General features: G+C 65.9%; 19 protein-coding genes. 14 read left to right on the forward strand and 5 right to left on the reverse strand.

All coding sequences use genetic code 11. The features are described from left to right. The first annotated feature begins 4 nt into the window (after window positions 1-4). The 3 genes from HNP71_RS05150 to HNP71_RS05160 all read left to right on the forward strand — a co-directional run bounded on the left by HNP71_RS05150 (window position 5) and on the right by HNP71_RS05160 (window position 2526). On the forward strand, window positions 5-1033 hold the full coding sequence (locus tag HNP71_RS05150; RefSeq protein WP_183265815.1) for a quinone-dependent dihydroorotate dehydrogenase: 1029 nt from the start codon (window positions 5-7) through the stop codon (window positions 1031-1033). Next, window positions 1030-1860 carry a TIGR01459 family HAD-type hydrolase gene (locus HNP71_RS05155; protein WP_183265816.1) on the forward strand — a complete coding sequence of 277 codons (831 nt, stop codon included), beginning with the start codon at window positions 1030-1032 and terminating at the stop codon, window positions 1858-1860. The genes HNP71_RS05150 and HNP71_RS05155 overlap by 4 nt, the downstream gene beginning before the upstream one ends. Before the next feature lie 69 nt (window positions 1861-1929). Continuing rightward, entirely contained in the window at window positions 1930-2526 is a 597-nt protein-coding gene (locus HNP71_RS05160; protein ID WP_183265817.1) for a sulfotransferase, read from the forward strand. A 54-nt stretch (window positions 2527-2580) separates the two neighbouring features. Here HNP71_RS05160 and HNP71_RS05165 read toward each other — a convergent pair whose 3' ends face one another. The 3 genes from HNP71_RS05165 to tpiA all read right to left on the reverse strand — a co-directional run bounded on the left by HNP71_RS05165 (window position 2581) and on the right by tpiA (window position 5492). Then, complete coding sequence (locus HNP71_RS05165) at window positions 2581-4212, reverse strand: CTP synthase (RefSeq protein ID WP_183265818.1); 1632 nt, start codon at window positions 4210-4212, stop codon at window positions 2581-2583. Window positions 4213-4265: 53 nt separating this feature from the next. Then, window positions 4266-4676, reverse strand: coding sequence for a preprotein translocase subunit SecG (gene secG / locus HNP71_RS05170; RefSeq protein WP_183265819.1), 411 nt, complete (start codon window positions 4674-4676; stop codon window positions 4266-4268). A gap of 84 nt (window positions 4677-4760) precedes the next feature. Continuing rightward, window positions 4761-5492, reverse strand: coding sequence for a triose-phosphate isomerase (gene tpiA, locus HNP71_RS05175; RefSeq protein ID WP_183265820.1), 732 nt, complete (start codon window positions 5490-5492; stop codon window positions 4761-4763). A 129-nt stretch (window positions 5493-5621) separates the two neighbouring features. Between tpiA and HNP71_RS05180 the strand changes: the two genes are divergently transcribed. The 6 genes from HNP71_RS05180 to lexA all read left to right on the forward strand — a co-directional run bounded on the left by HNP71_RS05180 (window position 5622) and on the right by lexA (window position 12248). After that, a complete protein-coding gene (locus HNP71_RS05180) occupies window positions 5622-7502 on the forward strand; it encodes a SurA N-terminal domain-containing protein (protein ID WP_183265821.1) in 1881 nt (626 codons plus the stop codon). 13 nt (window positions 7503-7515) lie between these two features. Further along, window positions 7516-9021, forward strand: a complete 1506-nt coding sequence (gene trpE, locus HNP71_RS05185; protein WP_183265822.1) for an anthranilate synthase component I — start codon at window positions 7516-7518, stop codon at window positions 9019-9021. 6 nt (window positions 9022-9027) lie between these two features. Continuing rightward, window positions 9028-9621 (forward strand): anthranilate synthase component II, encoded by a 594-nt coding sequence (locus HNP71_RS05190; RefSeq protein ID WP_183265823.1) that lies wholly within the window; start codon window positions 9028-9030, stop codon window positions 9619-9621. Beyond that, window positions 9618-10631 (forward strand): anthranilate phosphoribosyltransferase, encoded by a 1014-nt coding sequence (gene trpD, locus HNP71_RS05195; RefSeq protein WP_183265824.1) that lies wholly within the window; start codon window positions 9618-9620, stop codon window positions 10629-10631. Before HNP71_RS05190 ends, trpD begins: the two co-directional genes overlap by 4 nt. A gap of 8 nt (window positions 10632-10639) precedes the next feature. Then, window positions 10640-11440: an indole-3-glycerol phosphate synthase TrpC gene (gene trpC / locus HNP71_RS05200; protein WP_408840629.1), complete on the forward strand. Its 801-nt coding sequence runs from the start codon at window positions 10640-10642 to the stop codon at window positions 11438-11440. 109 nt (window positions 11441-11549) lie between these two features. Further along, window positions 11550-12248 (forward strand): transcriptional repressor LexA, encoded by a 699-nt coding sequence (gene lexA, locus HNP71_RS05205; RefSeq protein WP_183265826.1) that lies wholly within the window; start codon window positions 11550-11552, stop codon window positions 12246-12248. 109 nt (window positions 12249-12357) lie between these two features. Here lexA and HNP71_RS05210 read toward each other — a convergent pair whose 3' ends face one another. After that, entirely contained in the window at window positions 12358-14106 is a 1749-nt protein-coding gene (locus HNP71_RS05210) for a DEAD/DEAH box helicase (protein ID WP_183265827.1), read from the reverse strand. A 353-nt stretch (window positions 14107-14459) separates the two neighbouring features. Here HNP71_RS05210 and HNP71_RS14310 point away from each other — a divergent pair, with 353 nt between their 5' ends. Continuing rightward, on the forward strand, window positions 14460-14954 hold the full coding sequence (locus HNP71_RS14310; RefSeq protein ID WP_343062213.1) for a cold-shock protein: 495 nt from the start codon (window positions 14460-14462) through the stop codon (window positions 14952-14954). Between the two features lie 48 nt (window positions 14955-15002). On the opposite strand, the gene pncA is transcribed toward HNP71_RS14310, so the two are convergent. After that, entirely contained in the window at window positions 15003-15608 is a 606-nt protein-coding gene (pncA, locus tag HNP71_RS05220) for a bifunctional nicotinamidase/pyrazinamidase (protein ID WP_456304180.1), read from the reverse strand. A gap of 177 nt (window positions 15609-15785) precedes the next feature. Here pncA and rplK point away from each other — a divergent pair, with 177 nt between their 5' ends. From rplK to rplL, 4 genes are all read left to right on the forward strand, one after another. Further along, complete coding sequence (gene rplK, locus HNP71_RS05225; RefSeq protein ID WP_183265830.1) at window positions 15786-16220, forward strand: 50S ribosomal protein L11; 435 nt, start codon at window positions 15786-15788, stop codon at window positions 16218-16220. A 4-nt stretch (window positions 16221-16224) separates the two neighbouring features. Continuing rightward, window positions 16225-16914, forward strand: coding sequence for a 50S ribosomal protein L1 (rplA, locus tag HNP71_RS05230; protein ID WP_183265831.1), 690 nt, complete (start codon window positions 16225-16227; stop codon window positions 16912-16914). 265 nt (window positions 16915-17179) lie between these two features. Next, entirely contained in the window at window positions 17180-17704 is a 525-nt protein-coding gene (gene rplJ / locus HNP71_RS05235) for a 50S ribosomal protein L10 (protein WP_183265832.1), read from the forward strand. Between the two features lie 99 nt (window positions 17705-17803). Then, window positions 17804-18184 carry a 50S ribosomal protein L7/L12 gene (gene rplL / locus HNP71_RS05240; RefSeq protein WP_183265833.1) on the forward strand — a complete coding sequence of 127 codons (381 nt, stop codon included), beginning with the start codon at window positions 17804-17806 and terminating at the stop codon, window positions 18182-18184. Window positions 18185-18207: the final 23 nt, after the last annotated feature.

The raw sequence follows: 18207 nt of genomic DNA on the forward strand, positions 1-18207 counted from the left end.
CCGAATGCTCCCGTCCTCTCTGCTGATGCCGGTGATGCGCCGGCTGGACCCGGAAACCGCGCATAACCTCACCATCAAGGCGCTGCGCCTGGGTCTCGCCGGGGCGGATACCACGCCCGACGACCCGATCCTGGAAACCCGCGCCTTTGGCCGCACGCTGAAGAACCCCATCGGCCTCGCCGCGGGATTCGACAAGAACGCCGCCGCCGTGAACGGGCTGGCGCGGTTGGGCTTTGGCTTCGTCGAGGCCGGGACAGTCACGCCCCGCCCGCAGCCGGGCAATCCGCGCCCGCGTTTGTTCCGCCTCACCGAGGATCAGGCGGTGATCAACCGCATGGGCTTCAATAACGAGGGACTCGCCATGTTCCTTGAAAATCTCCAGCAGGCGGACAGGCGGCGCGTGGTGCTGGGCGCCAATGTTGGCATCAACAAAGAGGGGGCGGACCCGGAGCGCGACTATCCGGCGCTGGTGAGCGCGGTGGCGCCCCATGCCGACTACATCACCATCAACATCTCCTCGCCCAACACGCCCGGCCTGCGCGATTTGCAGTCCGAGCAGCGCCTGGCCTCCATTCTCTCGGGCATTTCCTCGCCCAAGCCGGTTTATGTGAAGATCGCGCCGGACCTCTCCGAGGACGGGCTGGAGGCGGTGATCTCGGTGGCCGTGCAGCATGGGGTGACGGGGCTGATCATCTCCAACACCACCATCGCCCGGCCCGATACGCTGAAAAGCCCGCTCAAGCGCGAGGCGGGCGGGCTTTCCGGCGCGCCGCTTTTTGGGCCTTCCACCGCCATGCTGGCCCGCGCCTATAAGCTGGCTGGCGGGCGGCTGCTGTTCATTGGGGCGGGCGGTGTTTCCACGCCCGAGCAGGCGCTGGCGAAAATTCTTGCCGGCGCATCCCTGGTGCAGCTTTACTCCGGCTTCGCCTATCAGGGCCCGGCGCTGCTTCCGCGCCTCAAGGCGGGGCTGGCGGCGCTGCTGCGTCAGCGCGGCTTTGCCAATGTGGCGCAGGCTGTAGGAGCTGGAGCATGAGCGGATTCGGCGCGCTGGCGGAAAACTACGATGGCTTCATCATCGACCTCTGGGGCGTGGTGCATAATGGCGTGCAGCTTTTCCCCGGTGTGCTGGAGTGCCTGACGAAGCTGCGCGCGGCGGGCAAGCGCGTGGTGTTCCTCACCAACGCGCCGCGCCGCCCGCATGGCATCGCGCAGACGCTGGCGAATATGGGCGTCACGCCAGACCTGTATAACGGCATCATGTCCAGCGGCGAGGCAGTTTATCTGGGCCTGCGCGACCGGACGGATGAGTTTGCGCAGCTGGGCCGGCGGTTCTACCATCTTGGCCCGGAGCGCGACCGCAATGTGTTCGACACGCTGCACGACTACGAGGAAGCGGGTGACCCGGCGGCGGCGGATTTCCTGCTCAATACCGGGCCGGATGACGATCTCGGCCCGCAGGACCCGGAGCTGTACCGCCCGGTGTTGGACGCCGCACTTCGGGCTGGTCTGCCAATGATCTGCGCGAACCCCGACCTTGAGGTGTCCAAGGATGGCGAGCTGGTGATCTGCGCCGGGCTGCTGGCGCAGATTTACAAGGGCGATGGCGGCGAGGTGATCGAGCGCGGCAAGCCGGACCCGGCCATCTATGTGCCGGTAATGGCCATGCTGGGCACGAAGCGGGAGCGGACCCTGGCCATTGGCGACTCGCTGCGCACGGACATCACCGGCGCCGCGCGGGTGGGGGTCGATGCGCTCTGGGTGCTCTCGGGGATTCACGCTCTGCACCCGGAGGCCGCGCCCGGTGAGGCGGCGGCGAATGGTCTCTCGCCCAAGGCGATTCTGCCGGATTTGAGCTGGTAAGGGGCGGCAGTTAAGGCGCTGGGCACCCAAGCCCGCACATATTTCGGGGGCTTAGAGAGCGGGTGCCGAATGCCAAAGACCAGGATCTTTAATCTCAGCCTGCACCGCAGTGGGACGCAGAGCTTCGCGGATTTCTGCCAACGCAACGGGCTGAAAACGCTGCACTGGCCCGGCATTGGGTTCGATCTGATCTGCCGGCCGGCACTGGAGACGGTCGATAGCGAGTATGTCTGGTACCAGTACAGCAAGATCATCGGCGGGTTCGACGCGGTGGCCGACATCCCCGCGCCGGTGGTCTTCCGCGAGGCGATGACCAACTACCCCGACGCCAAGTTCGTCCTCATCCTCCGTGAGCCTGCCGAGTGGGTCAAATCAGTCAGGCAGCACGTCAACCAGCGCGAAATGGATGTGCTGGAGAAGATGCAGTACTGGACCGCCTACGGGAAGAATTTTGGCGATTATCTCACACTTGGCGATGCCGAGCTGGAGGCGTTGTACCGGCGCTTTGCGCAGATGGTGACGGACTACGCCAGGCGGCGGAATGTGGCGCTGGGTATTTTCGATCTCTCCGACCCAGAGCTTGGCCAGAAACTGGGTGCGTTTCTGGAGGTGGAGGGACAAAAATCCTTCAATCTTGTCGACATCACCAAGCCCGGGAAGGCTTAACGCAAAACGGCGGGGAAAACCCCGCCGTTTTTATTGCGTCCTGATATGCCGCTCTTAAACTAGCCGGGACTGCCTTACCGCCGCGGCGATGAAGCCCTTGAACAGCGGGTGCGGGTCGAATGGCTTGGATTTCAGCTCCGGGTGGTACTGCACGCCGATGAACCAGGGGTGATCCGGGTACTCGACGATTTCCGGCAGCACGCCATCGGGCGAGAGGCCGGAGAAGCGCAGGCCCGTGGCTTCCAGCTCGTCGCGGTAATGGATGTTCACCTCGAAGCGGTGGCGGTGGCGCTCGGAGATCGTCGCGGCACCTTCATACACTTCGCGCACCAGCGAACCCTCCACCAGTGCGGCGGGGAAGGCGCCCAGGCGCATGGTGCCCCCAAGATCGCCACCCTCACGGCGGCGCTCGATCTCGTTGCCGCGCGCCCATTCGGTCAGCAGGCCAACAATGGGGGTGTCGCACGGGCCGAACTCGGTGGAGGAGGCTTCCGGCATACCGGCCAGGTTCCGCGCGGCCTCGATCACCGCCATCTGCATGCCGAAGCAGATGCCGAGGAACGGCACCTTATGCTCGCGGGCGAAGCGCACGGCTTCGATCTTGCCCATCGCGCCGCGCTCGCCAAAGCCGCCCGGCACCAGAATGCCATGCACGCCCTCGAGCTGCTCGATGGTGTCGGGCTGCTCGAAGATCTCGGCATCCACCCATTCCAGCTTCACCTTCACCTTATTGGCGATGCCGCCATGGGCGAGCGCCTCGGCCAGGGATTTATAGCTGTCCAGCAGGTTGATGTACTTGCCGACCACGGCGATGCGCACCTCGCCCTCCGGGTGGCGCACGGTGTCCACGATGCGCTGCCAGTGGGTGAGATTCGGCTCGACATCGAAGGGGAGGCCGAAATGGCGCAGCACTTCGCGGTCCATCCCCGCCTCGTGGTAGGAGATGGGCACGGCGTAGATGGTGTCGATATCCAGCGCGGGCACCACGGCCTCGGCGCGGACATTGCAGAAGCTCGCGATCTTGCGGCGCTCGTTCTCGGGGATTTCCCGGTCGCAGCGGCAGATCAGCATGTTCGGCTGGATGCCGACATTCTGCAGCTCCTTCACGGAGTGCTGGGTCGGCTTGGTCTTCAGCTCGCCGGCGGAGGGGATGTAGGGCACCAGCGTCAGGTGCACGAACATTGCGCGCTCGGCGGTCAGCTCGTTGCCGAGCTGGCGGATGGCTTCGAGGAAGGGCAGGGACTCGATATCGCCCACCGTGCCGCCGACCTCGACGAGCACGAAATCGAACTCGGAGGTACCGTGGACGATCACGTCCTTGATCGCATCGGTGATGTGCGGGATCACCTGCACGGTGGCACCCAGATAGTCGCCCCGGCGTTCCTTGGCGATCACGTCCGAATAGATGCGCCCGGTGGTGGCGTTGTCGGTCTTGGCCGCGGCAACGCCGGTGAAGCGCTCGTAATGGCCAAGGTCGAGGTCGGTCTCGGCGCCGTCATCGGTGACGAACACCTCGCCGTGCTGGTACGGGCTCATGGTGCCCGGGTCCACGTTGAGATAGGGGTCCAGCTTGCGCAGCCGCACGGAATAGCCACGCGCCTGAAGCAGCGCGCCGAGGGCTGCCGAGGCGATGCCCTTGCCGAGCGAAGACACCACGCCGCCGGTGATGAAAACAAACCGCGTCATGGAATCCAACCTTACACGAGTCGTTGAGAAAACGGGAGGGGGGAGACGCGCGTTTACTGCGCGCCGCCCGGAGCGGGGGCTGCCGGGGCGCTCGGCGCGCTAGGTGCGGGCAGGGCGTCGGCCGGGGTGGAGGGCAGGGAGCTGGGCAGAGGCGCGGTTGTGGGTGCCGCGGGGGCGGGCACGGCCGGGACGCTCTGCGCCGGAGTGTTGAGGATGGCGGCGTTGTTGTTCACCGCACTGCCCTTATACAGCAGGGCCAGCGCCAGAGAGAGCGCGAAGAACAGCGTGCCCAGGATCGCGGTGGCGCGGGTGAGTAGGTTGGCGGTGCCGCGCCCGGTCATGAAGCTGCCCATGCCCTGGCCGCCGCCCAGGCCCAGACCGCCGCCCTCGCTGCGCTGGATCAGCACCACGCCGATCAGCGCGATGGTCACGAAGACGTGCAGGACGAGGAGGACTTTAATCATTTTGGGGCCTGGGTGAAAAAGGTTTCGCGGCTTCTAAAGCGCTACAGCCAATAGTTCAACCGCGTGCGCTGCATGTGGCGTGGTTCAGCCGCGCGGGGCCGCCCCAGCGATGGCCAGCAGGTCCTCGGCCTTCAGGCTCGCCCCGCCCACCAGCGCGCCGCCCACCTCGGGCAGGGCCAGCAGGCTGGCGGCGTTGCTGGGCTTCACCGAGCCGCCGTACAGGATCAGCAGACCCTTGCCGGTCTCGCCCAGCTTTTCCACCAATGCGGCACGGATGGCGGCGTGCATGGCTGCCACGTCGTCCTCGGTGGGCGTGCGGCCGGTGCCGATGGCCCAGACCGGCTCATAGGCCACGACCCCGGCGAAGCCTGCCGGCAGGCTGTGGGCGAGCTGCTGGCGCACCACGTTCTCGGCCTCACCGGCATCGCGCTGTTCCTCGGTCTCACCGACGCAGACAATCGGGGTCAGCCCCGCCGCGGTGGCCGCCACGGCCTTGCCGGCGACGATGGCGTTGGTCTCGCCATGGTCCAGCCGGCGCTCGGAATGGCCGACGATGACATAGCTCGCCCCGGCTTCGGCCAGCGCGGAGGCCGAGATGTCGCCGGTGTGAGCGCCGTGCGGGTTGGCGTGGCAATCCTGCCCGCCAACGGTGATGCCGGACCCGGCCAGGGCGGTGGCGAAACGGTCGATGAGGGTGAAGGGCGGGCAGATCAGCAGGCGGGTATGCAGCGTGGCGGCGCGCACCGCCTGGGCATAGCCCGCGACATCGGCCAGCCGCCCGTTCATCTTCCAGTTGCCTGCAATCAGTTGCCGCATGTCATGGTCTCCCTGTTCAGCCCGTAATGTTATGGCGCGGTCCCGGCAGATCCGCGCTCGTTGCATCCGTTATTTGCCGAGTCCCAGGGGTCTAGCTATAGAGGCGGCGGTTTTGGGTAAAGAGAGCCGATGCTGGTCTGGGTCCGTAAAATTATGAGCAACTGGGTGGCGCGGGGGTTTTTCGGCCTTCTTGTCGTCCTCTTCCTGCTTTGGGGCATCTCCAACGTGTTCACGCTGGCAGGCGGAAGTACCGCCGTGGCGCGTGTCGCGGGTAAGCCGGTGGATATCTCGGCGGTGCAGGCGGCGTATCAGGCGCTGCTGACCCAGGCGGCGCAGAACGGCCAGCCCCAGCCGGATGCGGCCACGCGCCAGCAGATTGCCGAACAGGCCCTGGCCCAGGTGCTGCGCAAGCAGGTGCTGGAGCAGGAGGCGGGGCGGCTGGGTATCGCGGTGCCGGATTCGGCCATCCGCCAGATGCTGGACCAGATCCCCGCCTTCCAGACCAACGGCGTGTTCGACAAGGCGAAATTCGCCCAGGTACTGCAACAGAATAATAGCTCGCCGGACCAGTTCATCGCCGATGTGCGCCATGATCTGAGCGACCGCCAGCTGCTCGGCCCGATCATGGCCGGGGTGACGGCGCCCGATGCGCTGCTCAAGCCGATCTTCTCCGCCATGGCGGAGCAGCGCTTCGCCAGCACGGTGCAGATCCCCGTCGCCACGCAGCCGCTCCCGGCCTCCCCCGATGACGCCACGCTGCAACGCTTCTGGCGCAACCACCCGGACCAGTTCACCGCGCCCGAGTACCGCAAGGTCAAGCTGGTGATCCTCTCCCCGGCGCTGCTGGCGCCCAGTGAACAGGTGCCTCAGGCCGATGTGGATGCCGCCATGGCTCATGCCGCCGGCACCGCGCCGAGCGTGCCGGAGCGCAGCGTGCAGGTGCTCTCGGTGGGCGACCTCGCCAGCTCCTCGCGCATCGAGGCGGCGTGGAAGAAGGGCAAGAGCTGGAGCGAGATCCAGGCCATGGCCAAGAGCTTCGGCGCCAGCGCCATCGAGCTTTCCAGCGCCACCCAGACGCAGATCCCCAACGCCAACCTCGCCGCCGCGGTGTTCGCCGCCGAGCCGGGCAAGGTGGTCGGGCCGATCGCGGGCGATACCGGCATGTATGTGTTCAAGGTGACGCAGACCGGCCAGAGCGGGCCGGACCAGGCCGCCCTGCGCGCTCAGGTGATGCAGCAATTGCAGTTGCAGAAGGCGCAGGCGGATGTCGCCCAGGATGTGGACGGGTTGCAGGACGCGCTGGCCGGGCAAACGCCGCTTGACCAGCTTCCGGCTAATCTCGGCCTCACCGCCGCCGAGGGCACGCTGGACGCCAACGGCAACACGCCGGACGGCACGCCCGCCCCGGTGCCGGGCGGGGACGCCCTGAAGGCCGCCGTGATCAAGGCCGCCTTCGCGGCGCATCAGGGCGACCCGGCGCAGCTCACCAATGGGCCCGATGGCAGCTATTTCGCGCTGACGGTCGATCAGGTGATCCCCCCGGCGCTCGCCCCCTTCGCGCAGGTGCGCGGCAAGGTGCTGAGCGCTTGGCTGGCCGACCAGCAGACCCGCGAGGCCGAGCAGAAGGCCGCCGACCTGCTTTACGCCGTGCAGCAGGGCCAGAAGCTCGACGCCCTGGCCGCCGCCAAGCATTACAGCGTGACCACCACCCCGGCCATTACCCGCAACGGCCCGCCGCCCGCCGGGATCGACACGCAGTTCGTCAATGTGATGTTCAGCCTCAAGCCAGGGCAGGCGACGATGGAGCAGACCGCCACGGGCTTCACCGTGGCCGTACTGAGCCAGGTGGTGGACCCGACGCCTGAGCAGGACCCCGCGGATTACGCCCAGCTCACGCAGGCGATGACAAAGCTCTTGCAGGAGGATATCGGTGAGAGCTTCCTTGACGGGCTGCAGCGGCGCGACAAGGTGTCTGTGAACCAGAAGCTGCTCTCGCAGTTGTATCAATAACGTTGGATAGAGAATGAACGCCGTTTCGCCAGACCGTTTCGAGAGTTTTCGCGCCGCCTACGACCAGGGACGCGGCGCGCTGGTCTGGCGGCACGGGATCGCCGACCTGCTCACCCCGGTAGCCGCCTTTCTCAAGGTGGCGCATGGCCAGCCTTATTCTTTCCTGCTGGAGAGCGTGGAAGGCGGCGCGGTGCGTGGGCGCTATTCCGTTATCGCCATGTCGCCAGACCTGATCTGGCGCTGCGAGCACGGCATCGCCTCGATCAACAGCGACGCCCAGACCAGCCCCGACGCCTTCACCCCCGTGGGCGAGGCGCCGCTGAAGAACCTGCGCGCACTGATCGCCCAGACGAAGCTGGACGTGCCCGAATGCCTGCCGCCCATGACCGGCGGGCTGCTGGGCTATCTGGGCTATGACATGGTGCGGCTAATGGAGGAGCTGCCGGCGCTTAAGCCGGATGTGCTGGAAATCCCCGACGCCGTGCTGGCCCGCCCTGGCGTGTTCATCATCTTCGACAGCGTGACCGACGAGATGACCATCGCCGCCCCGGTCTATCCGCGTGAGGGCGTTTCCGCCGCCGAGGCGTTCGCGAGCGCCGAAACCCGGCTGAACGACGTGGCGGTGGCGCTGGAGCGCCCGGTGCCGCAGCTCAAGGGCCGCCTGCTGGAGCCGTTGGAGCAGAGTTCCAACATGGAGAAGGAGGAGTTCCTCGGCGTCGTGGAGACGGCGAAGAACTATATCCGCGCGGGCGACGCCTTCCAGATCGTCCCCTCCCAGCGCTTCGAGGCCAGCTTCTCCCTGCCGCCCTTCGCGCTGTACCGCTCGCTCCGCCGCGTCAACCCGGCGCCGTTCCTGTTCTTCCTGGATTTCGGCAATTTCTGCGCCGTTGGTTCCAGCCCGGAGATCCTGGTGCGGCTGCGCGACGGCAAGGTGACGATCCGCCCGCTGGCCGGCACCCGCCGCCGTGGCGTGGACGCCGCGGAAGACCACGCGCTGGAAGAGGAGCTGCTGGCCGACCCGAAGGAGCGGGCCGAGCATCTGATGCTGCTCGACCTTGGGCGCAACGATGTCGGCCGTGTCGCCGAGATCGGCTCCGTGCGCGTGGTGGAGAGCTTCGTCATCGAGCGGTTCTCGCATGTGATGCACATTTCCTCGACCGTCGAGGGCAAGCTGCGCCCCGATCTCGACGCGTTGGACGCGTTGATCGCGGGTTTCCCCGCTGGTACGCTCTCGGGCGCTCCGAAGGTGCGGGCGATGGAGATCATCGAGGAACTGGAACCTTCCCGCCGGGGGCTGTATGCTGGGTGCATCGGCTATTTCGCCGCCAACGGCACGATGGACACCTGCATCGGCCTGCGTACGGCGGTGCTGAAGGATGGCAAGATGTACGTGCAGGCCGGTGTCGGCGTGGTCGCCGACTCGGATGCCGAGGCCGAATATGCCGAATCCGTGCAAAAGGCGCGGGCGTTGTTCCGTGCCGCTGAGGACGCGGTGCGCTATGTCGCCGCGCCGGAGTAACAAGCCATGATCCTGCTTATCGACAATTACGACAGCTTCACCTTCAACCTCGTACAGTTCTTCGGCGATCTCGGCGCGGACTGCCTGGTGAAGCGTAACGACGCGCTGACCGCCGAAGAGGCGCTGGCCCTGAACCCGGAGGCCATCGTGCTCTCCCCTGGCCCCTGCACGCCCAACGAGGCGGGCATCTGCCTGGACATGGTGAAGCTGGCCGCCGAGCGCCGCGTGCCGCTGTTCGGCGTGTGCCTGGGGCATCAATCCATCGGCCAGGCCTTTGGTGGCGAGGTGATCCGGGGTGCTGAGCCAGTGCATGGCAAGACCAGCCCGATCTTCCACGACAATACGGACATCTTCTCCGGCCTACCCAACCCCTTCACCGCCACGCGCTATCACTCGCTGATCGTGCGCCGCTCCACCATGCCGGACTGCCTGGTGGCCACGGCCTGGACCGAGGATGGCACCGTGATGGGCCTGCGCCACGCCACCCTGCCGATCTATGGCGTGCAGTTCCACCCGGAGAGCATCGCCACCTCTGGCGGGCACCAGATTCTGGGGAATTTCCTGCGCCTGGCGCGCGAGGCTCAGCCGGTCGCCGCATGAGCGTTTCGCTCAAACCTGTGCTGGCACGCCTCGGCAGGGGCGAGACGCTGAGCGTGGCCGAGGCCGAGGCGGCGTTCGGTATCATCATGGACGGGCAGGCGACTCCGGCGCAGATTGGTGGCTTGCTGATGGCCATGCGGGCAAGGGGCGAGACCGTGGCCGAGCTGACCGGCGCGGTGACGGCGATGCGCGCACGCATGACGCGGATCGAAGCGCCGGAAGGAGCCATCGATGTCTGCGGCACGGGGGGCGACGGTGCGGCCAGCCTGAACATCTCCACCGCCGTCACCTTCGTGCTCGCGGGTTGCGGCGTGACGGTGGCCAAGCATGGCAACAAGGCGCTCTCCTCCCGCTCGGGTGCGGCGGATGCGCTCGTGGCCCTGGGCGTGAACATCGAAGCGCCGATCGAGCGGCTCTCCGCGATTATGCGTGAGGTCGGCTGCGTGTTCCTGTTCGCGCCGCGCCATCATCCGGCGCTGCGCCACGCCGCCCCGGTGCGGGTGGAGCTGGGCACGCGCACGCTGTTCAACCTCACCGGCCCGCTGGCCAACCCCGCCGGTGTGAAGCGTCAACTCGTGGGGGTGTACGATCCCGCCTGGGCCCGCCCCGTGGCGGAGACGCTGCGCGATTTGGGCAGCGAGTCGGCCTGGGTGGTGCATGGCGGCGGGTTGGATGAGCTGATCCTCTCCACCGAGAACCATGTCGTCTCGCTGCATCACGGGGAGATCAAGGAATTCACCGTGACAGCGGCGGATGCCGGGCTGTCTCCCGTGCCGCTGGAGGCGCTGAAAGGCGGCGATGCGGCTGAGAATGCGGCGGCGCTACGGGCGGTGCTGCATGGCGCGCGCAACGGCTATCGCGACACCATATTATTTAATGCCGCCGCGGCGCTGATCGTGGCGGAACATGTGGAAACCCTGCCCGAGGGCGTGGCCCGGGCGGCGGCGGCAATCGACACCGGAGCCGCAGCCGATGTGCTGGAGCGGCTCAAGATGGTGTCCGCACAATGAGTGGAACTGTGGCTGACAAAGACATTCTGGCGCAAATCTGCGCCGATAAGCGTGAAGAAATCATCGCCCGGCAGGCGGTTGCGCCGCTGGACGAGATCAAGCAGGCGGCGCGTGACGCCGACAAGCCGCGTGGCTTCGGCCGGGCGCTGATGGACGCGGTGGCCGCCGGGCATCCGGGGCTGATCGCCGAGATCAAGAAGGCTTCGCCCTCGGGCGGGCTGATCCGCCCGGATTTCGATCCGGCGATGCTGGCCCACGCCTATGCCGAAAACGGTGCGGCCTGCCTCTCAGTGCTCACCGACGAGAAATATTTCTCCGGCAGCACGGCTTATCTAAAGGCGGCGCGGGCGGCGGTGAAGTTGCCGGTGCTGCGCAAGGATTTCATGCTCGACCCCTGGCAGATCTACGAAAGCCGGGCGATGGGCGCGGATTGCATCCTACTGATCATGGCGGCCCTTGAGGACGGTCAGGCGCGGGAGCTGGAGGAACTGGCCCGTGCCCTGGACATGGACGTGCTGGTGGAAGTGCACAACGAGGAAGAACTGGAGCGGGCGCTGTGCCTGCAGTCGCCGCTGCTCGGCATCAATAACCGCAACCTCAAGACCATGGTGACCTCGCTGGAAACCACTGAGACGCTCTCGCGCCTCTGCCCGCCGGACCGCTTCCTCATCTCGGAATCGGGCATTAAGACCAATGCGGACGTGGTGCGTTTGCAGCAGGCCGGGGTGCAGGGCTTCCTGGTCGGCGAGTCGCTGATGCGCCAGGACGATATAGGCGCTGCCGTGCGCTCGCTACTCGGGGTTGAATAACCAGAGCGCGGGCGATTGTAACGCTTGACGCGCAAACGAGAACCAAACTAGAACATGGCGCAAGTTAGCGCTTTGTTCTTAAAGCGCCTTGGCCGGTTTGGAGAGCTGCATGCTGACGACGAAGCAACATGAGCTGCTTGTGTTCATCGACAAGCATCTGCGTGAGACCGGGTGCAGCCCGAGCTTCGAGGAAATGAAGGAAGCGCTGGATCTGCGCTCCAAATCCGGCATCCACCGGCTGATCACGGCGCTGGAGGAGCGAGGCTTTTTGCGTCGCCACAAGCACCGCGCCCGCGCGCTGGAGGTGGTGCGCCTCTCGGACGATCTGGCTCCGCCCGAGCGCAGCCTGCCGCGCTTCGCTCCCAACGTCATCCAGGGCAATTTCTCAGGCAAGCTGCCCGGCGTGCGCGCCGCCAGCGAGGTTGGGGCGGTCAGCCTGCCGCTTTATGGGCGTATTGCCGCGGGCCTGCCGATCGAGGCGCTGCGCGACGAGGCTGAGCAGGTGGATGTGCCGCTGGCGCTGCTCGGCAATGGGGATCATTTCGCCTTGAAGGTCGATGGGGACTCGATGGTCGAGGCCGGGATTCTGGATGGCGATATCGTCGTCATCCGCAAGGGCGACACGGCCGAGAACGGCCAGATCATCGTCGCCCTGGTGGATGAGAACGAGGTGACGCTGAAACGCTTGCGCCGCCGGGGCAATTCCATCGCGCTGGAGCCGGCGAACGTCCGGTACGAAACCAAGATCTACCCGCCTGAGCGCGTGCGCGTGCAGGGTAAGCTGGTCGCCCTGCTGCGGCGGTATTGAAAGTTTTTTTGGTGCCGCTTGTTGTGGAAAAGCAGCGTTTTTGAAGATGACGGCTCAGCGCGCTTGAAGCAGTGGCGCGCGCTGAGCAGCATCAAGACCTCTTTTAGCTTTAGCGCACGCCCTTCGTGGCCTTGTTCTTGCGCCGGCGCTGCTGTTCGTTCGGCGGGCCGGCGTTGTCGCGTGCGGGTTTGTTAAAGGGCTTGCCAGCGGGCTTTTGGCCTTGCGGACGCGGTGTTCTCGGCCCGCTTGGGCTCGGCGGGGTGGCGGGTTCGATCGGCAGATCCGACGGCCCGACCTGTGCCGCCGCCGCGTAGAACGACTCCGCCGCCGAGGCGAGAATCTCGAACTTGGTCTCGCGGTCGAAGATGCGGATCGCACCGATTTCGGCCTTGGTGATGCCGCCGCGCTTGCACAACAGCGGGATCAGCCATTTCGGGTCGGCATTGTTCTGGCGCCCGGTGGGCAGGCGGAACCACACGCCATTGCCGCTTCCCGTCACCGCCCCGATGGGCTGCGACTTGGAGGGGCGGGCCGGACGGGATTGCTCCAGTGGCAGGATCGTCACATGCGCGGGCTCGGGCAGATGCGCCTGGGCCAGCCGGACGAACGCGGCGGCGATGGCCTCGGGGGAGAAGCGCTCAAGCAGGCCGGCGGCCGCGCTCTGCTGCTCTGGATCCGGGGTTTGGGTGAGCAGCGGGTGTTCGAGCAGGCGCTCGCCATCCAGCGCGCGGATCTGCTCCGGGGTGGGCGGGGTGTGCCAGGTGGCCTCGATATTGGCCGAGCCCAGCAGCATCTCGGCGCGGCGGCGCTTGACCGGCGAGACCAGCAGCACGCACACGCCCTTGCGCCCGGCGCGGCCGGTGCGGCCGGAGCGGTGCAGCAGGGTGGCCTTGTTGGTCGGCAGGTCGGCATGGATGACGAGGCCGAGATCCGGCAGATCCAGCCCGCGGGCCGCGACGTCGGTGGCGATGCAGACCTGGGCGCGGCCCTCGCGCAGCGCGTTCAGCGCCGTGTTTCGTTCGGCCTGGGACAGCTCGCCCGAGAGCGCCACGGCGTTGAAGCCGCGCGCCAGCAGGCTGGCGTGCAGGTGGCGCACATTGTCGCGCGTGGCGCAGAACACGATCGCCCGCGCTTCCTGCGCGCGCAGCAGGTTCACTAGCGCTGCCTCAATCTCGTGCCCGGGGGCGACGATGGCCCGGTATTCGATATCCGCGTGAGGCTCGGTGCGGGAGACCGTGTCGATGCGGAGCGCATTATGCTGGTAGGTGCGGGCGAGGGACGCAATCTCGCGCGAGATGGTGGCGGAGAAGAGCAGGGTGCGGCGGCTCTCGGGCGCGGCGGAGAGGATGAAGTCCAGCTCATCCTTGAAACCGAGGTCGAGCATTTCGTCGGCCTCGTCCAGCACCACGGCCTCAAGCTCGGAGAGGTTGAGATTGCCACGGTCGATATGGTCTTGCAGCCGCCCCGGCGTGCCGACGACGATATGGCAACCCGCGGAGAGCTGCCGGGACTCGCGGCGCGGGTCCATGCCGCCGACGCAGGAGACGATGCGCCCGCCCGCTTTTTCGTACAGCCAGGTGAGTTCGGCATGCACCTGCAAGGCCAGCTCGCGCGTGGGGGCGATAACCAGCACCAGCGGGTGCCGCGTGGCGGGCAGGGCCGGGTTGGCGCCGAGAATGGTGCTGGCCAGAGCCAAGCCAAAGGCCACGGTCTTGCCGGAGCCGGTCTGGGCGGAAACGAGGAGGTCGCGCCCCTCGGCCTCGGGCTGCAGCACGGCAAGCTGCACCGAAGTGGGGTTGGAATAGCCGCGCTCGGTGAGCGCTTCGGCCAGGGCCGGATTGTCAATGGGGAAAGCCATAGCGGCTCTTACGGCGCGGCAACGCGCAGAGCAAGCGCGCCGAGCCATGCTATTTGCGAAGGGCTACGGAAAACCGCGGTATTTTATGCAGTGATGCGGGGTACCTGCTCCATTTCGGGATTGAAGCCCTAGCCTTGCTGCCCTATGGTCGATGGCGTCCGGTCGAAAACACCGGACGCCCTGAAAGATCACAGAGGACAGTTTTTATAGTGCGACCCCCGAAAAACGACCGCCAGCGGCAGAGCCGCCGTCGCGGTTTTGATGACGACAATTTCTTTGGCAACGCGCCCCTTCCCCCGCCGTCCTTTTCCGGGTTTGGGTCCACGTCCTCTGCCCCCGAGGCAAAGGCAACCGTGAAATGGTATAACCCCGAGAAGGGGTTTGGTTTCGTCGAGATGGCCGACGGCTCGGGCGACGTGTTCCTGCACGCCAACTCGCTGCAGAATGCCGGTTTCCAGGCCGTGACGCCGGGGTCCATCCTGCAGGTGCGGGTTGGCCAGGGGCAGAAGGGCCGTCAGGTCGACCAGGTGATCTCGGTGAAGGAAGGCGATGCTCCGCCGCCCCGTAGCGGTGGTTTCGGTGGCGGTTTCGACCGTCCGCGCACCCCGCGCCCGCCCCGCCAGCAGGCGAGCGGTCCGGCCGTGGAGATGGATGGTATCGTCAAGTGGTACAATGCCACCAAGGGCTTCGGCTTCATCAGCCCGCAGAGCGGCGGCAAGGATGTGTTCGTGCACGCCACCGCGCTGGAGGCCGCTGGCCTCTCTCCGCTGCAGGAAGGCCAGGCTGTGAAGATGAGCGTGGTTCAGGGTTCCAAGGGCCCGGAAGTTTCTGCCATTAGCCTCGACTGATTGATCGGGCAGTAAGTAATAAGAGAAGCGGCCTTCGGGCCGCTTCTTTTATGCCCCGAGCGCGGCGCTGCCGATCCGCCCGACCCCGGCGGCGGCCAGTTTCGCCCAGGCGGCGGCGAGCGAGCCGTTCAGGTCGATGGCGCGGCAGGCGTCCTCGATGATCGTGGCGCTGAAGCCGAAGGCGCGTGCGTCCTCTGCCGACCAGGCGACGCAGAAATCCGTGGCAAGGCCACATATATAAAGGTCGGTGATGCCGAGAGAGCGCAGATACCCGTCCAGCCCGGTCCTGCTGGTGCGGTCGGCCTCCAGAAAGGCGGAGTAGCTGTCTACCAGCCGGTTGCCGCCCTTGCGCAGGATCATCCTTGCGTGCGGGATGTCCAGTTCCGGGTGCAGCGCCGCACCTTGCGTGCCCTGCACGCAATGGCTTGGCCAGAGCACCTGTGGGCCGTAGGGGAGGTCGAGGCTCTCGAAGGGTTGTCTGCCCGGATGGCTGGCGGCGAAGGAGATGTGGTCCGCCGGGTGCCAGTCCTGCGTGAGCACCACGGTCTCGAATTGTTTAGCGAGCCTGTTGACCCTTGGCACGACAGCTTCGCCCTCTGGCACGGCGAGCGCGCCGCCGGCGCAGAAATCGTTCTGGACGTCGATCACAAGCAAGGCTGTATGGGGCTGCATGCTTGGCATTATAGATTATTTAGCGTGCGGGGATATAGACAGGTGAGGGGGGATGGAGTAAGGCTCCGCCCCTTACCGGAACGTGGGAGGCTTGGCGGGGGTCCGCGAGGCCGGATGTACCACGGTCCATTGGCGTGTGCCAAAGGATAGGAGCCAGAGATGGCAAAGAAGGTTGTAGGCTATATCAAGCTGCAGATTCCTGCAGGCAAGGCGAATCCGTCGCCGCCGGTTGGTCCGGCGCTCGGTCAGCGCGGTCTGAACATCATGCAGTTCGTCAAGGAATTCAACGCGGCGACGCAGCAGATGGAACCGGGCATGCCGATTCCGGTGGTGATCACCGCGTTTGCCGACCGTACTTTCTCCTTCGTCATGAAGACCCCGCCGAACACCTACTTCCTGAAGAAGGCGGCGAAGATCGACAAGGGCACGACGACCCCGGGCAAGGGCGCTGCCGTCGGCAAGGTGACGATCGAGCAGCTCCGCGAGATCGCCAAGGTCAAGATGAAAGACATGAACGCCAATGACGAGGATGCTGCCGTGCGCATGCTCACTGGCTCCGCCCGTTCCATGGGCGTGACTGTGGTGGAGGGCTAATACAATGGCACATGACAAGCGTATTGCCGCCGCCCGCGCCGCTGTTGACCGCGCGAAGCTGTACCCGCTGACCGAGGCCGTGACCCTGGCCAAGTCCAACGCCAAGGCGAAGTTCGATGAGACCATCGAGATCTCGCTGAACCTGGGTATCGACCCGCGTCACGCCGACCAGATGGTCCGTGGCCTGATCTCCTTGCCGAATGGCACCGGCAAGGTGCTGCGCGTGGGCGTGTTCGCCCGCGGCGCGAAGGCTGAGGAAGCCCTGGCCGCCGGCGCCGACGTGGTTGGCGCCGATGATCTGGCCGAGAAGGTGCAGGCTGGCGACATCCAGTTCGACCGCTGCATCGCCACCCCGGACATGATGGGGCTGGTGGGTAAGCTTGGTAAGATCCTGGGCCCGCGCGGCCTGATGCCGAACCCGAAGCTCGGCACCGTGACCATGGACGTCAAGGGCGCCGTGACCGCCGCCAAGTCCGGCCAGGTTGAGTTCCGCGCCGAGAAGGCTGGTATCATCCATGCTGGTATCGGCAAGGCGAGCTTCGCCGACGACAAGCTGGTCGAGAACGCCAAGGCGCTGATCGACGCTGTGCAGAAGGCCAAGCCGACCGGCGCCAAGGGCACCTACCTCAAGAAGGTGGCGCTGTCCTCCACGATGGGCGCTGGCATCCATGTGGATGTCACCACCGTCGCCTAAGTTTTTCTGAGAGATACGTGGCGGCTCCGGCCGCCACGGGCAGGGGCGTGAAAACGCCCCGACCTGTCCGAGACCGTATGCACCGCTAGGTTTGATGGGGTTCGCCCCGCATTCGGTAGAGAGGTGCCAAGGACTTGCGTAACGGCAAGGCTTTGGTGGTTCCAAGTAAGGACAGGCGAGAGATGTCCGGGGTGGTCCCGGCATCTTGGGTAACCTGGCGGTTCGTGGGGCTTGCCCCGCTTATCGCCGCAAGTTGGAGACGGATGTGGATCGCATAGAGAAGCGTGAATTCGTCGCTGAGCTGTCTTCGGTGTTCGCCGAGACTTCGATGGTCGTTGTGACCCGCAATGCGGGTATGACGGTTGCCGAGGTCACCGCGCTGCGCCGCAAGATGCGCGAGGCTGGCGTTAGCTTCAAGGTTGCGAAGAATCGTCTGGCCCTGCTTGCGCTCGATGGGACCCGGTTCGATGGCATTGGCCCGCTCCTGAAGGGGCCCACCGCACTCGCTTGGTCGCAAGACCCGGTGGCGGTGGCGAAGGTTGCTGTCGACTTCGCCAAGACCAATGACAAGTTTGTGCTGCTCGGTGGCTCCCTCGGGAGCCAGGTGCTCAACGCTGATGGCGTGAAGGCATTGTCCGAGCTGCCGTCGCTCGATGCGCTGCGCGCCAAGATCCTGGGGCTTCTCAATGCCCCGGCGACCAAGGTTGCGGGTGTGCTCCAGGCGCCGGCTGGCCAGCTTGCCCGGGTCTTCGCGGCGTATGCCGACTCCCAGAAGAGCGAAGCGGCCTGATAACGCTTCAAACTCTTGTGGCTTGAAAAAATGGCAAGGTGGCGTGGTGCCGCTCTTGCCTTGAACCAACCAAAGTCTACTTATACGAAAGATTGAAACATGGCTGACCTGAACGCGCTCGTTGAAGAGCTGTCCAAGCTGACTGTCCTGGAGGCCGCTGAGCTCTCCAAGCTGCTCGAAGAGAAGTGGGGCGTTTCCGCCGCCGCTCCGGTGGCTGTTGCCGCTGTTGCCGGCCCGGCCGCTGCCGCTGCCGCCCCGGCTGAAGAGCAGACCGAGTTCACCGTGATCCTCGCCAACGGCGGCGACAAGAAGATCAACGTGATTAAGGAAATTCGCACCATCACCGGCCTGGGCCTCAAGGAAGCCAAGGACCTGGTTGAGGGCGCCCCGAAGACGGTCAAGGAAAACGCGACCAAGGACGAGGCTGCAGCGATTAAGAAGACGCTGGAAGAGCAGGGCGCGACTGTCGAAGTCAAGTAACCCTCTTTCCCGCCGGGGTATTT

Source organism: Acidocella aromatica (assembly GCF_014201825.1).
GTDB classification, from domain to species: Bacteria; Pseudomonadota; Alphaproteobacteria; order Acetobacterales; family Acetobacteraceae; genus Acidocella; species Acidocella aromatica.

What these genes read in the sequence shown, in the direction of transcription:
- HNP71_RS05165 (WP_183265818.1), bottom strand. Translation starts at nt 4,212, where the DNA reads ATGACGCGGTTTGTTTTCATCACCGGCGGCGTGGTGTCTTCGCTCGGC.
- HNP71_RS05180 (WP_183265821.1), top strand. Translation starts at nt 5,622, where the DNA reads ATGCTGGTCTGGGTCCGTAAAATTATGAGCAACTGGGTGGCGCGGGGG.
- trpE (WP_183265822.1), top strand. Translation starts at nt 7,516, where the DNA reads ATGAACGCCGTTTCGCCAGACCGTTTCGAGAGTTTTCGCGCCGCCTAC.
- rplK (WP_183265830.1), top strand. Translation starts at nt 15,786, where the DNA reads ATGGCAAAGAAGGTTGTAGGCTATATCAAGCTGCAGATTCCTGCAGGC.
- lexA (WP_183265826.1), top strand. Translation starts at nt 11,550, where the DNA reads ATGCTGACGACGAAGCAACATGAGCTGCTTGTGTTCATCGACAAGCAT.
- rplL (WP_183265833.1), top strand. Translation starts at nt 17,804, where the DNA reads ATGGCTGACCTGAACGCGCTCGTTGAAGAGCTGTCCAAGCTGACTGTC.
- tpiA (WP_183265820.1), bottom strand. Translation starts at nt 5,492, where the DNA reads ATGCGGCAACTGATTGCAGGCAACTGGAAGATGAACGGGCGGCTGGCC.
- HNP71_RS05160 (WP_183265817.1), top strand. Translation starts at nt 1,930, where the DNA reads ATGCCAAAGACCAGGATCTTTAATCTCAGCCTGCACCGCAGTGGGACG.
- trpD (WP_183265824.1), top strand. Translation starts at nt 9,618, where the DNA reads ATGAGCGTTTCGCTCAAACCTGTGCTGGCACGCCTCGGCAGGGGCGAG.
- HNP71_RS05190 (WP_183265823.1), top strand. Translation starts at nt 9,028, where the DNA reads ATGATCCTGCTTATCGACAATTACGACAGCTTCACCTTCAACCTCGTA.
- rplA (WP_183265831.1), top strand. Translation starts at nt 16,225, where the DNA reads ATGGCACATGACAAGCGTATTGCCGCCGCCCGCGCCGCTGTTGACCGC.
- HNP71_RS05155 (WP_183265816.1), top strand. Translation starts at nt 1,030, where the DNA reads ATGAGCGGATTCGGCGCGCTGGCGGAAAACTACGATGGCTTCATCATC.
- HNP71_RS05150 (WP_183265815.1), top strand. Translation starts at nt 5, where the DNA reads ATGCTCCCGTCCTCTCTGCTGATGCCGGTGATGCGCCGGCTGGACCCG.
- HNP71_RS05210 (WP_183265827.1), bottom strand. Translation starts at nt 14,106, where the DNA reads ATGGCTTTCCCCATTGACAATCCGGCCCTGGCCGAAGCGCTCACCGAG.
- secG (WP_183265819.1), bottom strand. Translation starts at nt 4,676, where the DNA reads ATGATTAAAGTCCTCCTCGTCCTGCACGTCTTCGTGACCATCGCGCTG.